The sequence below is a fragment of the Olivibacter sp. XZL3 genome (assembly GCF_004368405.1).
In the GTDB taxonomy this organism is placed as follows: Bacteria; Bacteroidota; Bacteroidia; order Sphingobacteriales; family Sphingobacteriaceae; genus Olivibacter.
The window spans coordinates 88058-102497 of the sequence record NZ_SBJH01000008.1; the positions used below are offsets into that span (position 1 = coordinate 88058).

Sequence of the window (14440 nt, forward strand, 5' to 3'; positions counted from 1 at the left end):
TTTTTCAGGCAATTTACGTAAACGCCAGGAGCGCGGTTTTAACCTTCGACGCTCAGGTTTAACAAAAAAATTGGACGAATATACTAAAATCAGAAAAAAAGAGTTAAATCTATATGAATATTTAATAGGCGGATTTTGTTTTTTTATGAGCTTATAGTCAGCCTGTTAGTTGTTTGGTGTTTTAAAAGAAAAATTAAACACCTATTTTCGCACAATCTCTGAGAAAGGTAACTGAATTTGGAGTGGAATGTTCTTACTAGCGGGGGAGAATGCTGTGCTAAATAGTCGCATTGTAACTGTAAAGAACGATTGTGTATTCTTATAAATAGAAATATGATAGGAAAAAACATTCGAACAATACGTTCAGTCGGATCTAGCGTTTTATTTCTGACACTTTTGTACTTAGGTTGTGTAAATACAGGTTTTGCGCAAACGAAATATATAAACAATCATAAATCAATAGCAGATTCCCTTTCAAAGGCTTACGGAATACCGTCGTCAGTAATTTTAGGTATAGCTATTTTAGAGTCGGGAAACGGACAAAGTAGAAATTCAAAGTTATTGCATAATCATTTTGGAATCGTTGGCTCAAACAAGTTAAAGCAGACCCACGGTATCAAAAGTCGATATAAGCAATATAATTCAACGATGGGATCGTTTGCACATTTCTGCAAACTGATTTCCAGTAAGTACTTTTACGCGCGTTTGAAGGGAACGGACGATGCCGGCAAATGGGTTGACGCTATAAGTAAATCGGGGTATTCCACTCATCCAGAAACTTGGAAATCACGCATTTTAAAGACCATCTCAAGATATAATTTATGATATATTAGATGTCTTTATGAACGCTAATAAACGTGTATTTCTGTTTATTTTTTTCAGCTTACTTCTTTATCTCGCATTTTCATATCTAAATATAGCCTATCGGAAGAGCTGGGAGCCATTTGACCGCATTAACTTAATTTCGGACGTGGTGATCACGCCGCAAGAGGAGAAACCGATTGATACAAATGGAGTTGGGCAGCTAGAAGAAGGCGTTGCACAGGAAGATGAGGAGCACTCTACAGGCGATTCGTTTGCTGCAAGTTCGGCACCTGAGAAATTGCCTACGCCCGCGGGTGATAGTTCCAACACAAAAACACCCGTTTCAAAGACAGCACTTCCGCTGCATATTGGCCAATCGGACATCGTTCTGTTTGATGCAGACTCGGAACGTGTGGCCTTATCGAAATTTATAAAAAAGCTGATTGCCCTAAAGAGTGGTAAAAAAGTCAAAGTCAGGGTCGCTTATTTGGGTGACAGCATGATTGAAGGCGATCTCTTATCTCAAACGTTGAGGAGCTTGTTACAACAAGTTTATGGCGGAAACGGTGTGGGCTTCGTACCCATCGCATCGCAGGTTGCTCAATTTAGACGGACCGCCTTGGCTTCAGCGTCGCCCGACTGGAAAGATTTTAACTTTAAAAATACAAAAAATCGGGATCTCTTTATTTCGGGTCATGTGTTCTTTTCGTCGGGAAGCGACTGGGTAAAAATTAAGGATAATACAAGTAAGGATACCTCTATTGTCTTAGGTAAATATCTTTTGCACGGACCGGCAACAGACAGCTCATCGGTAATTGTAAATAAAAAAGCGGTCGTGCTGGAAGACAAGTTGCCTTTCAACAGAAGGTTAGTTAGCCGTAATAATGCCAAATCAATTTCCATTTTGACCGAAGACAAGGCTTTGCCGTTATTCGGCTTGAGCTTTGAGTCGGATTATGGCGTGATGGTCGACAATTTTTCATTCAGAGGGATTTCTGGACTCGAGCTGGGTCGGATAAATGCAGATTTGCTCAAAGAAATAAACGAGCAAAACACCTATGACCTGATTATTTTTCAGTATGGCGTAAACGTTTTGTACAAGCCGGATGATACCGATTTTAGGTGGTATAAGCGCGCGGCAATTCCGGTAATCAATAAAATCAAAGCATGTTTTTCGAAAGCAGACGTACTTATTGTCGGAACCGGAGATCGCGCGTTTAGATATCCGGAGGGCTACCAGTCGGCAATTGGCATTGAAGCGCTTATCCGGGAGCAGGCCGCTATGGCGGCGCAGACGGACTGTGCGTTTTTCAGTCTTTACGCCGCTATGGGCGGCAAAAATTCGATGGTACATTGGGCGCAACAAAATCCGAGCTTGGCGAATAAAGATTATGTTCATCCCAACGCGTTAGGAGCAAAGTTATTGGCAAAGCACCTTTTTGAAGCGATTAATAAGCAAGTGGAAAAATCGGAAAGCACAAACCTAGTTGAAAAAGAGTAGTATGGATTGGAAATTACCCGCTATTAAAATCGATTTTACGGCACTCGCTAAGTCATTTCTCTATGACCCTAACCATCCATTGCTGTTTAACAATGGATTCTTTGTTTTCTTTTTTGCGCTGTTCATTATACTTTACTACATTTTTCGAAATCACTATGCAGCTCGCCGATATATCTTTTGTGGCTTCTCGCTTTATTTTTTTTATAAAGCGAGTGGTTACTTTGTTAGCCTCGTCATCGTTTCGGCTGTTGTGAATTATTGGATATCGCATGCGATTTACAAGCGCGGAACGCGCCAACATCGCATTGGCCTACTTATTGGTTGCGTTGTTTTCAACTTGGGTCTGCTCTTTTACTTTAAATATACCAATTTCTTTTTATCAATTAGTAATCAGTTCCTACACACCGATTTTAACGCGTTGAACATCTTATTACCCATTGGCATTTCTTTTTATACTTTTGAAAACCTCAGCTATAACATTGACGTATATCGACGGGACTTTAAACCGGCAAAGAAGTTTAGTGAGTATTTACTATTTTTATCCTTTTTCCCGAAGCTGATGATGGGCCCTATTGTAAGGGCACACGATTTTGTTCCACAGATAAATAGGCCTTACTTCTTGCGTGATGAAGATTTTGCCAAGGGCTTTTACCTTATTATTTCCGGATTAATAAAGAAGCTGATCATTTCGGACTATATCACGCTGAATTTTGTTGATTATGTTTTTGATGATCCCTCGCGTTATACCGGTATAGAAAACCTTTTCGCCGTTTATGGATATGCGATTGTTATCTATTGCGACTTTAGTGGATACAGTGATATAGCAATCGGGATAGCTAAATGGTTGGGATTTAGTATTCCGCCCAATTTTTTATCACCTTATCAAAGTAAAGATATAACGGAATTTTGGAGGAGGTGGCATATTTCCCTTTCCTCTTGGTTGCGCGATTATCTGTACATTCCATTAGGCGGTAATCGAAACAGTACGCTAGGTTCTGTTCTGTTTTGTTTGCTGTTTTTTACAGCCGTTTTCTTTGGTAGTAAACATTTGTTGGGCTTGGATAGCCAGTATGCTGCCGGGCTGTGTGCCGGTATATTGGTTGTTTTGGTGGTTCCCGGATTAATCAAAGGGAAAATGGCTGGCGTGGCGGCTAATATGAATCTATTGACGACCATGCTCCTGGGCGGCTTTTGGCATGGCGCTAGCTTTAACTTCCTAATTTGGGGAGGCTTACACGGATTGGCGCTCGCCTTACACAAAATTTGGATGTTGCTGACCGGTAGATGGATGGACGGATTAAAAAATACTTGGTTTTATCAAGCAATGGCCGTCTTAATTACTTTTCATCTGGTTTGCTTTTGTTGGATTTTCTTTAAGGCGCCTGATTATGAAACGGCTGTAGTTATGATCTCGAAAATTACCAATGAGCTTAGTTTAGACGTATGGCAAGGGTTCTATTCGAACTACAAGACCGTTTTGGGAATGATGATCCTCGGCTTAAGCATCCATTTTATTCCCGATACTTTTGCTGACGAGGTAATAGAGGGGATTGGTCCCATATCGCTTGTAACCTATATCATTGTGTTCTTCTGCTTTTTGATCTTGTATGGTGTTTTCAAATCAGCAGAACCGGTCATGCCTATTTACCTGCAGTTTTAGTCTCCAAGGCAAGTGAAAGCGTATTGTTGGCAAGGTACGTATTATAACCTTTTGCCAATGCATCGTATAACAAAGCCCCTTGCATGCTGTAGGCCCGTTGCTGATAGTGCACCTTGTCGGCCTGCAGCAAATTGTTTTTAAGCCAAGCCGCTGATGAGCCTGAGCCGCCTGTAATATCAAAAAGGTCCCAAATAGGGATTCCCATCTTGTTACAGTAGAACTTCAAAGCCAAGTTCAGTCGTTCAATCATCGGATTTCGGCGGCCGTTCTTAAACGATTCGGCTGTCGTCGTGATAAGGATGGAAGCGCTTGCATCAATAGTCTGTATTTTCGCAACGGTTTCCGCAACCTGGTTAATATAAATTTCTTCTGTCATTCCATTATAAAAGGCTTCATTGGTTCCCATCGACAAAATATATAGATCGGCCTGTAGCGCTGGGAGCTGCTGCCAAAACTGGGGCTGGCGATTATATTGCTCATAACGCGCGCCGTTTACACCAATTGTATGGAATAGTACGCCCGGACTGTTGTGTTTCTCGAGAGAGGCGCCAAAGAACAGAGGCGTTGCTGCTAAAGGCGTTATATTGAATCCAGTGGCAAAATCGTTGAGCAAGATCTCCTTTGTTTCAAAATTCTGGATGCTGGACTGGTTTATTCTATAGGTCTTCAAATCATTGCCAATAGCACTTACGCTCCATGCTCCGGGGCCAACGAACAATTTAATGACGTCAAACGACTGCTGTTTAGCGGAAATATCGGGTTTTAACGATAGCTTGATCTTACCCTGTCCGTTTACTTTGCTTAGTCCAAAACCCGATACCCCACTTGCAACGCGACTTCGTTGCTGACTTATTCTACTGTGCGCCCACGGGGTAGACGTTGAACTGCTAATGTCGAGAGGGCCATTGGTTCGCGCTACCTGATAAGGGAATACCAAGCCGCGTCCGGCGTCACCAAAGAAATCCTGTAGCCCTAAACGGACTTCCCTAGATATTAAATCAGGTTGGATATGCGAATCACCAATTTGTACAATGCTAACGCGCTGCCTTTTTCCCGCTTTTAGTTCTATCAGCTTTTGATAAAATGCTGATAAGCCGTGTACATTGCCGATGGTGTCTTTCGAGGGATTAATAAAGTCAAAAGATTCATTGTATCGCTGTGTTGGTATCCTCCTTAAAAGTAAATCAGGAGTTGAGGCCGTTGATGCTTTACTTGTTTTGGGCTTGTTTACTGTTTCTATTGCTCCTGCCGAAATGGATAGAAGATATAAAAGTAATATATAGTTCATTATGCTACTTTTTGCCTTTCGTTATACCATAAACGTTGTTATAGTTCTTTTGGTATGTAGGCTAAGCAAACGTGAAAGACTTGTGTAAATTTTTGATAAAGATACAAAAAAAGAGCTATATAATAGATTGATAGTCAGTGAAGAATGCTTTTGTCGATTGCGGGCTTTATGGAAAATAGCCGCTATCGCAATCATAGCTATAAATCAATATGGTTGAATTTAACACACCAAACTATGCTAAATCCTAAATTAAGTATCCTGACAACTTCTTGGTTAAATATTGTTTTCGAAGGAAGAAACAAGCTTTATGGCGCTTATGTGATCCGCCAACAAGCTAATCGCGACCTATCAAAGGCCTTGTTATTTGGTGCCCTTTGTTTTCTGCTACCAATCGGCATCATAATGACAGCCGTTCGTATTGAGAAGGCTACGCGTACTGAACTGGTTTTTGAAGATCGCGAGATAACCTTACAGGAGTTAGCTCTCGAAAAGTATGTGGCGCCAATTCCCATGCTATCGAAGGAATCGCAACAGCGGTCACGCCTGGATCAGGTAAAAATGTTGGCGCCCAAAGTGGTACCACATACACAAGCTACTGAAGAGCCTCCGACGGCAGACGTGCTGAAGAAAGCGAATCCAGGGCCCGCGACAATTGCTGGCGATCCTACAGCGCCCATAGCAATTGATATGAAAGTTGGTGCTGTTGACGAACTTACCGCTATTACGGAAGGAGGGGAGGCGCAGGAGGTTTTTGCGAATGTGGAGGTAAATCCAACTTTTCCGGGTGGATTAAAGGCGTTTATGGAATTTGTTGCAAAGAACTATAAGTTTCCTGAACAGGCAAAGGCACATGGCATCAGGGGAAAGTTGTTCATTAGTTTCATTGTTGAGAAAGATGGATCATTAACCGAGATTGAAGTAGGTAAGGACCTTGGCTTCGGCACTGGACAGGAGGCAGTTAGACTTTTGCAGCGAGCGCCAAAATGGAAGCCCGGGATACAGAACGGTCGTCCCGTACGCGTTCGTTTCCAATTGCCTATTGCTTTATACTTGCAGGAGCAGTAAAAATAGTAATAGCAGGGAGCAAAAATGATTGTTTAACATCAATACTAGTTTGCAAACAACAAGGTGGATTGCTGGTTAATAAAAAGATTTTGACTAGGTTTGTGATATCAAGGTAAGCAAGCCTTATCAATGATGATCAGTCTTTTTTTGTATGCCAAAATAAAAAATTAGGTAAAATGACGGTTAAGCATGTCTTTCGTATTACGTTTCTTTTTCTAATGATAGGTACCCTTTCTGTCTTTGCCCAAAATAAACAGGATGGGGTGGGAATTAATTTAGAAGGTGTTCACTATCCTTTTACCGAGCACTATATTTCACTAACCAATCAGGGTGAGCAGCTACGCATGGAGTATATGGATGTCCAAGCCGCTCAACCCAATGGTAAGGTGGTCGTGTTACTACACGGTAAGAACTTTAATGGCGCATATTGGGAACGAACTGCTAAACAGCTTTCACACGAAGGCTACCGCGTGGTAATCCCCGATCAGATTGGCTTTGGCAAGTCCTCAAAACCTCAGCAGATACAATATAGCTTTCAACTTTTAGCGAGAAACACCAAGGCTGTTTTAGACAGTCTTGGTATCGATAAAATTTATTTATTGGGACATTCTATGGGAGGCATGCTTGCAAGTAGGTTTACCTTAATGTACCCTGATGTCGTCGAAAAGCTCGTCTTAGAAAATCCGATTGGTCTAGAAGACTGGAAGACAGTTGTTCCCTATATCAGCATAGAAGAATGGCATCAAGAGGAGTTGAAACAAAATTACCAAAGTATTAAAGCGTACCAGTTACAATTTTATTACGATAATAAATGGAAAAAGGAATATGAACCGTGGGTTAACATGCTTGCCGGTGTTACGTCAAATATCGATTACCCCCGTTTAGCATGGAATTCGGCTTTGCTGTACGATATGATTTTCACACAGCCGGTGTGTTATGAGTTTAACAATATACAGGCGCCGACCCTTTTGATTATTGGGCAGCGCGATCGTACCGCGTTAGGCAAGGCAAGAGCGCCAAAAGAAGTGCAGCAAAGCTTGGGAAATTATCCTGAATTAGGTAAAAAAACGCAAAAAGCCATTAAAAACGCAAACTTAGTTGAACTGGACGGAATAGGACATTTGCCCCATATCGAAGCGTATGACCAGTTTATTGGTCCACTGATCGATTTCTTGGCGGCCAGCGGCTTATAGCGTATTCTCTATAGCTCAACGTTATAAATAAAGACTCAAGTCGCCTTTCCCTTGCCGTAGAACTTCAAACTCGCCGGAAGTACAATCTACAACCGTTGAAGCTTCGTTACCTCCATAGCCGCCGTCAATTACGAGATCCACCAAGTTTTCGAATTTTTCATGTATAAGCTCGGGGTCGGTTGAATATTCCAAAATTTCATCTTCATCATGTATGGATGCGGAAACGATTGGATTACCGAGTAGCTTTACGATCTCCCTCGCAATGTTGTTATCGGGAACCCGTATACCGACGGTCTTTTTGTTTGAGCTCATCAATTTAGGCACCTGATTACTGGCGTTGAAGATATAGGTGAAGGGGCCGGGCAATGATTTTTTAAGTAACCTGAAAGTCGCCGTGTCAATAGGCTTGGTATATTGAGCAATATCTGTTAAATCATAACACACAAAAGAAAGGTTCGCCTTTTCGGGTTTCAGTCCTCTAATTCGGCAGACCTTTTCAATTGCTTTCTGATTCGTAATATCGCATCCGATTCCGTAGACGGTGTCGGTTGGATAAATAATGACGCCGCCCTTTTTTAATACATTAACGACTTGTTCTACGGCACGTTCATTAGGATTCTCCGGGTATATTTTTAAAAGCATAGCAGAAAACAGTATTATTGTACGAATATATTGTCAGTTCAGCTGAGGTAATATACTCTTATAACCTTAATGTTGTGAAAAAAGTTTTTAACGTTAGCTATTGCAAGAGTTCAGGGATTGTTCAAAAGGTCTGCTTCATCATTTGACCCTGCGTCCTCGGGAAGAAACTATGCAAAGGAAATCCATTATAGACATATCGACCTTACCCCGAAGTCTCGGGGTAAGATCGATATGACAAGGAAACAAACTTAATTCTCCTTAGAAGTCTCAACGCCTAGACGTTAATTAAAACGCAGCATTTTTTGGCGTTCTCGGGAAGGGGATGACATCGCGGATATTGGTCATCCCTGTTACAAACAGTACGAGTCTTTCGAAGCCTAAACCAAAGCCGGAATGGGGTACCGAACCGAAGCGGCGAGTATCCAGAAACCAACTCATTTCTTCGGACGGAATGTGCATTTCTTCCATTCTGTTGACCAACAAATCATATCGCTCTTCGCGTTGCGACCCGCCCACAATTTCACCAATTCCAGGGAACAGGATGTCCATAGCCCTCACGGTCTTCCGTCCGTGCTCATCGGGTTCATTCATGCGCATATAAAAAGCTTTGATAGCTGCCGGGTAATCTGTAAGAATCACCGGCTTTTTGAAGTGTTTCTCCACTAAATAACGTTCATGCTCAGACTGAAGATCCGCGCCCCATTCTTCGATTAAATATTTAAACTGCTTTTTCTGATTGGGTTTCGATCGCTTCAATATATCGATTGCTTCCGTATAGGTGAGCCGTTCGAAATCATTCTCTAAGCAAAAGTTCAACTTGGCGAGCAAGTCTAGCTCCGAACGCTCCGCCTGAGGTTTTGATTTTTCTTCTTCCAGTAAACGGTTTTTTAAAAATTCGAGCTCCTCACTGCAGTTGTCCAAAGCATAGCGAATTACGTATTTCAACAACTCCTCTGCTAAATCCATATTATCGGCGAGTTCGTAGAAAGCCATCTCCGGCTCGATCATCCAAAACTCAGCTAAATGTCTTGTTGTATTGGAGTTTTCCGCCCGGAAAGTCGGACCGAACGTATAGATATTTCCGAAAGCCAGTGCTGCGAGCTCTCCTTCCAATTGACCTGAAACGGTAAGATTGGTGGATTTACCGAAAAAATCCTCCTTGTAATTAATCGATCCATCCTCGTTACGCGGTGGATTATCGAGGTCTAAAGTCGTCACTTTGAACATTTCTCCCGCGCCCTCTGCATCTGAGCCCGTAATGATAGGGGTATGGATATAGACGAAGCCTCTTTCGTAAAAAAAGCGATGTACCGCAAAGGACAGTGCATTTCTCACCTTAAAAACAGCATTAAATGTATTGGTTCTGAAACGGAGGTGAGCAATTTCCCGGAGGAATTCCAAGCTGTGTTTTTTAGGCTGCAAAGGAAACTTTTCCGGATCGCTATCGCCCAAGATGACTACTTGGTTCGCCTTCACTTCTACGCGTTGCCCTTTGCCGAGAGATTCAACTAAGGTGCCTTCTACGGATACAGCTGCTCCTGTCGTCAATCGTTTTAAGGTAGGCTCATCGACGTTTTCGTAGTCGACGACTACCTGTATATTACCCAAACAAGATCCGTCATTAATAGCCAAGAACTGATTGTTTCTGAAAGTTTTAATCCAGCCTTTTACGGTAACCGCTTTACCAAACTCTGTGCTGTTTAAAAGTTCTTTTATCCTGGTGTGTGTCATTTTTTTATTTTCAAAATAATATTACTTCAACCTACTTTAACAATAAACCTCCGAAATCACTTCCGGAGGTTTACTATATGAAATACGTTGGTAATAAAGTGCTAAGAAAGTACTTTAGTTACTAGATCGGCTGCTTCTTTTAACTGAATAGCCGAAAACACTTCCAGCCCTGATTCGTCGATAAGTTTTTTCGCTTCTTCTGCGTTGGTACCTTGCAAACGAACAATAATTGGAACAGGAATGTTGCCAATTTCCTGGTAGGCGTCGATAACCCCTTGCGCTACACGGTCGCAACGCACGATACCACCAAAAATATTGATTAAAATAGCTTTTACGTTCGGATCTTTCAAAATAATGTTGAATCCAGCTTTCACTGTTTCTGCATTAGCAGTACCGCCAACGTCTAAGAAATTGGCAGGTTCTCCACCGGCTATTTTGATGATGTCCATAGTAGCCATCGCCAAACCAGCACCGTTTACCATACAACCCACATTTCCGTCTAGCTTTACGTAATTTAAGTTAGAGCGTCCGGCTTCCACCTCTGTAGGATCTTCTTCCGATAAATCGCGAAGCTCTGCGTAATCAAGATGACGGTATAATGCATTATCATCCAAATTGACTTTGGCGTCAACAGCTAAAATTTTGTCATCAGAAGTCTTTAATACCGGATTGATCTCAAACTGTGAGGAATCGGTTGCTTCGTAAGCCTTGTAAAGAGCCGTTACAAATTTGGTCATGTCTTTAAAGGCAGCTCCACTTAACCCTAAATTAAAAGCAATTTTTCTTGCTTGAAATCCTTGAAGTCCTATTGATGGGTCAATTTCTTCTTTTTGTATGAGATGAGGCGTTTTCTCAGCTACTTCTTCGATGTCCATACCACCTTCTGTAGAATACATAATGATATTACGACCGCGTGATCTATCCAATAAAACACTCATGTAAAATTCCTTGGTTTCGCTAGCTCCTGGATAGTAAACGTCTTGTGCGATGAGTACCTTGTTTACTTTTTTTCCAGCAGGACCGGTCTGAGGAGTTACTAACTGCATACCAATGATTTCTTTAGATTTCTCTCTAACCTCATCAATATTCTTTGCAAGTTTTACACCGCCGCCTTTTCCACGGCCTCCTGCATGGATTTGCGCTTTTACCACAACCCAGTCGGAGTTATAATCTTGTTTTAATTTTTTCGCAGCTTCTACCGCTTGTTCAGGATTATCGGCAACAATACCTTCCTGAATGCGAACTCCGAAACTCTTCAGTATAGCTTTACCTTGATATTCGTGAATGTTCATTTTTAAAGAATTTTGGCGTAAAAATAGTATTTTATATTGTATATCACAATGGAATAAAGGGCTAAAATTGAATTGGCTTTTACCGGTCCACTTCGCCTAGCACAATATCGATAGAGCCCAATATAGCAATTAGGTCGGCGATAAGAATGTTTTTAGACAGCTCCGGTAAAACGGAAAGATTATTAAAGCTCGGGCCTCTTGCCTTTACGCGTCGAGGAATGTCTGATCGACCGTCGGTTATAAAATAGAAGCCCAGTTCTCCTTTGGGGTTTTCGGCCCTTATATAATAATCTTGTGCTTTCGGCGATACTTTTTTTGGTACTAAACCACGCGGATCAAAGTCGGGCGTCCGTTTTAGGTCTTTTTGTAGCCTTTCCAAACATTGCTCGATAATCTTAACCGATTCGACGATCTCGTCAACCCGTACTTTGTAGCGATCCCAGCAATCTCCTTTTTTTCCCATTTCTCCCTTGCCGATGGGAATCTCAAAGTCTATTTCCGGATATACAGAATATTCGTCTACTCGTCTCAGATCCCATTTTAGGCCCGAGGCGCGTAACATGGGGCCCGAACACCCATAGTTGATGGCTACTTCTAACGGCAGCTCGCCGACGTTGGCCGTACGCGAAATGAAAATCTGATTGTTGGTTAAGAGCTCGTCCAGTTCAACCAATTTTGGTTTGAAATATGCCACGAATTCTTCACATCTGTCTTCGAAACCAACCGGTAAATCGTAAAACAAACCGCCGACCCAGATATAATTGTAAAGCATCCGGGAGCCAGAGGCCCATTCCAACATATTCATGATGTGTTCCCGGTCTCTAAAACACCACATAAAAGGCGTGAATGCGCCGATATCGATGCCGTAGGTGCCAATAGCTATCAAATGTGAGGCGATCCTGTTTAACTCACAGACTAAGACTCTTATATATTCTATTCTTTTGGGAATCTCTTTCTCAAGGCCGAGCATACGTTCAACTCCCATTACAAAGGCGTGGCTGTTGTTCATGGAAGCGAGGTAGTCCATGCGATCGGTAAAGGGGATCGTTTTTCCGTAACTCAGAGATTCGGCATGCTTCTCAAAACAGCGATGCAAATATCCCATATGAGGAATGACTTCTTTGACAATCTCTCCGTCAGAAATAACTTCCAAACGAAGAACGCCATGTGTCGAAGGGTGCTGAGGACCGATGTTGATTATCATTTCCTCGGGAGCTAGTTCCGACATCCTCTTTTCATATGCTTTTAAAGCAGCTTGTGTATCCGTAGTAGTCACCAATATTATCTTTTCCTAAGGTGGTGTGTTGAATTAGTTTATTGGAATGCCATGATAGCTTTCAGCGTCTTGATAGTCCCTTCTTAAAGGATACCCTTTCCAGTCATCAGGCAGCAAAATGCGTCTTAGATCAGGGTGACCATTAAAGAAAACACCCACTAAATCGTAGGCTTCGCGCTCGTGCCAATCCGCAGTGCGCCATACCGAGCTGACGCTATCAATAGACGGCAGGATCGATTCATCGCGTAGGTCGTCAAGTTTTACCTTTAGCGTTAGTTGCGTTTTATGTGGAATAGACGCCAAATGATAAACGACCCCAAAACCTTCGTTAGGACCGTAATCAATCGCTGAAATACACGATAGAAAGTCGAACCAGGTTTCCTTATTTTGCCGTAGCTCCTTGCAGATGTCTAACAGGAAATCAGCATGGACGATTAAAGCAGGCTGTAGTCCTTGAAGCTCTTCATCCACTATGCAAGTGTCGCCGAAGCGCTTCGTTAGTATATTTTTTATTTTTGTAAGGTCCATCTTTAAGGTGCTAAGCGATCAATTGTCCACACATTATTTGTTACATCCCTCGTATACAGAATCCGGTCATGCAACCTATTTTGCCTGCCCTGCCAAAATTCGATAGCAGAAGGCACGACTTTATAACCGCCCCAATGTGGAGGTTTGGGTACATTTTGGTCCTTGTATTTTTCGAAAACCCGTTTGAGGTTTTCTTCCAGTACCGTTCGGTTAGCTATAACATCACTCTGTGGAGATGCCCAGGCTCCGAGTTGACTTCCGATCGGTCTGCTATGGAAATAAGCTTCTGAACTATATTCATCCACTTTTTCTATCGCTCCCCGAACACGAATCTGCCTTTGTAAAGCCGGCCAAAAAAACACGAGACAAGCTCGATGATTGGCCTCGATCTCCCGCGCTTTTTGACTGTTGTAATTCGTATAGAACACGAAGGCGCCGTTTTCGATATCTTTCAGTAACACAATACGCGCATCTGGCGAACCGTCAGCGTCGGTGGTAGCCAAGGTCATCGCGTTAACTTCCACCACCCCTGCATCGATAGCTTCTGCAAACCATCGCTCGAATTGACTAATCGGATCGCTCTCCAGTTGGTTTTCGTTCAATTCTCCCAATCTATAATCTGTTCTAATATCTTCAATATGTAATTCCTTGTTCATAGCTAGCTCTTCTTCTACAAACTTAAAAAAACGTAGCCATTTATTCGTTTAAATATTGTAAATTGAGGGTAAATTCACGTACTACCAACAAAAATTTCGGCCCTATATTTGTTAGACTTATAGCGTTTTACGAATAGAAATTTATTCTCATGCTTAGTAATTTTAACCCGCAACAAGGCAGTTTATTACTTTCGGAACCTTTCATGCTCGACCCTAATTTCCAACGTTCGGTTGTACTTTTATGTGAACATAACGAAGAGGAAGGCTCTGTGGGGCTCGTGCTAAACCAGCCCAGTTCTCTTCTGCTAAAGGATGTTATGTCGGATATGCCCAATGCTGAATACCAGTTGTTTGTAGGAGGACCGGTAGGGCAGGACAGCGTACAATTTGTTCACAAATGCTATGATCGTTTGAATAGTGGAATCGAAATAAGAGAGAACTTGTTTTGGGGCGGCAATTTCGAGGCATTAAAACTACTGATAAACGACCAAGCGATAGGGCTTGACGAGATTAAGTTTTTTATTGGCTACTCCGGTTGGTCCGGCGGTCAGCTAACCAAAGAAATCAAGGAGAATACCTGGATGATAGGCAACAGCTTTAATCCAGACATCGTGTTTGTTAATGACGAAGAGAACTTGTGGAAGGAAGCTGTGGTGAGCTTAGGCCCAAGGTACGCGCACGTGGCAGGGTTTCCGCAGAATCCGATGTGGAATTGATTTTATTAGACATAAAGACACAGGTAGCAGGACATATGACCAGTTTGCAAGACCATCAAGCATAAGCTGCTGAGACGATCCCTGATAT

The 14440-nt window shown here is 42.2% G+C and carries 13 protein-coding genes; 6 read left to right on the plus strand and 7 right to left on the minus strand.

Annotated features, from left to right (window positions below):
• The first annotated feature begins 333 nt into the window (after positions 1 to 333).
• The 3 genes from EPX21_RS02805 to EPX21_RS02815 are packed head-to-tail and all read left to right on the plus strand — an operon-like array spanning position 334 to position 3965.
• A complete protein-coding gene (locus EPX21_RS02805) occupies positions 334 to 825 on the plus strand; it encodes a glucosaminidase domain-containing protein (protein ID WP_134088167.1) in 492 nt (163 codons plus the stop codon).
• A gap of 16 nt (positions 826 to 841) precedes the next feature.
• Positions 842 to 2305: a hypothetical protein gene (locus EPX21_RS02810; RefSeq protein ID WP_134088168.1), complete on the plus strand. Its 1464-nt coding sequence runs from the start codon at positions 842 to 844 to the stop codon at positions 2303 to 2305.
• Position 2306: 1 nt separating this feature from the next.
• The gene (locus EPX21_RS02815) at positions 2307 to 3965 is read left to right on the plus strand and encodes an MBOAT family protein (protein WP_134088169.1); all 1659 of its coding nucleotides are present in this window, start codon (positions 2307 to 2309) and stop codon (positions 3963 to 3965) included.
• Here EPX21_RS02815 and EPX21_RS02820 read toward each other — a convergent pair.
• Positions 3946 to 5253, minus strand: a complete 1308-nt coding sequence (locus tag EPX21_RS02820) for a GDSL-type esterase/lipase family protein (protein ID WP_134088170.1) — start codon at positions 5251 to 5253, stop codon at positions 3946 to 3948. The two genes, EPX21_RS02815 and EPX21_RS02820, sit on opposite strands and share 20 nt — an antisense overlap.
• A gap of 234 nt (positions 5254 to 5487) precedes the next feature.
• Here EPX21_RS02820 and EPX21_RS02825 point away from each other — a divergent pair, with 234 nt between their 5' ends.
• The gene (locus EPX21_RS02825; protein WP_134088171.1) at positions 5488 to 6318 is read left to right on the plus strand and encodes an energy transducer TonB; all 831 of its coding nucleotides are present in this window, start codon (positions 5488 to 5490) and stop codon (positions 6316 to 6318) included.
• A 176-nt stretch (positions 6319 to 6494) separates the two neighbouring features.
• Positions 6495 to 7511, plus strand: coding sequence for an alpha/beta fold hydrolase (locus EPX21_RS02830; RefSeq protein WP_206105987.1), 1017 nt, complete (start codon positions 6495 to 6497; stop codon positions 7509 to 7511).
• A 21-nt stretch (positions 7512 to 7532) separates the two neighbouring features.
• Here the strand turns inward: EPX21_RS02830 and EPX21_RS02835 are convergent, their stop codons facing one another.
• The 6 genes from EPX21_RS02835 to pdxH all read right to left on the minus strand — a co-directional run bounded on the left by EPX21_RS02835 (position 7533) and on the right by pdxH (position 13636).
• Positions 7533 to 8153 (minus strand): L-threonylcarbamoyladenylate synthase, encoded by a 621-nt coding sequence (locus EPX21_RS02835; RefSeq protein WP_134088172.1) that lies wholly within the window; start codon positions 8151 to 8153, stop codon positions 7533 to 7535.
• 285 nt (positions 8154 to 8438) lie between these two features.
• Entirely contained in the window at positions 8439 to 9884 is a 1446-nt protein-coding gene (gene asnS, locus EPX21_RS02840; protein WP_134088173.1) for an asparagine--tRNA ligase, read from the minus strand.
• A 101-nt stretch (positions 9885 to 9985) separates the two neighbouring features.
• Complete coding sequence (gene sucC, locus EPX21_RS02845; RefSeq protein ID WP_134088174.1) at positions 9986 to 11176, minus strand: ADP-forming succinate--CoA ligase subunit beta; 1191 nt, start codon at positions 11174 to 11176, stop codon at positions 9986 to 9988.
• Between the two features lie 79 nt (positions 11177 to 11255).
• Positions 11256 to 12404 carry an NADH-quinone oxidoreductase subunit D gene (locus tag EPX21_RS02850; protein ID WP_134088175.1) on the minus strand — a complete coding sequence of 383 codons (1149 nt, stop codon included), beginning with the start codon at positions 12402 to 12404 and terminating at the stop codon, positions 11256 to 11258.
• A gap of 81 nt (positions 12405 to 12485) precedes the next feature.
• Positions 12486 to 12980 carry an NADH-quinone oxidoreductase subunit C gene (locus EPX21_RS02855; protein WP_134088176.1) on the minus strand — a complete coding sequence of 165 codons (495 nt, stop codon included), beginning with the start codon at positions 12978 to 12980 and terminating at the stop codon, positions 12486 to 12488.
• A 2-nt stretch (positions 12981 to 12982) separates the two neighbouring features.
• Entirely contained in the window at positions 12983 to 13636 is a 654-nt protein-coding gene (gene pdxH / locus EPX21_RS02860; RefSeq protein ID WP_134088177.1) for a pyridoxamine 5'-phosphate oxidase, read from the minus strand.
• Positions 13637 to 13785: 149 nt separating this feature from the next.
• Between pdxH and EPX21_RS02865 the strand changes: the two genes are divergently transcribed.
• Positions 13786 to 14352, plus strand: a complete 567-nt coding sequence (locus EPX21_RS02865) for a YqgE/AlgH family protein (protein WP_134088178.1) — start codon at positions 13786 to 13788, stop codon at positions 14350 to 14352.
• Positions 14353 to 14440 lie beyond the last annotated feature (88 nt).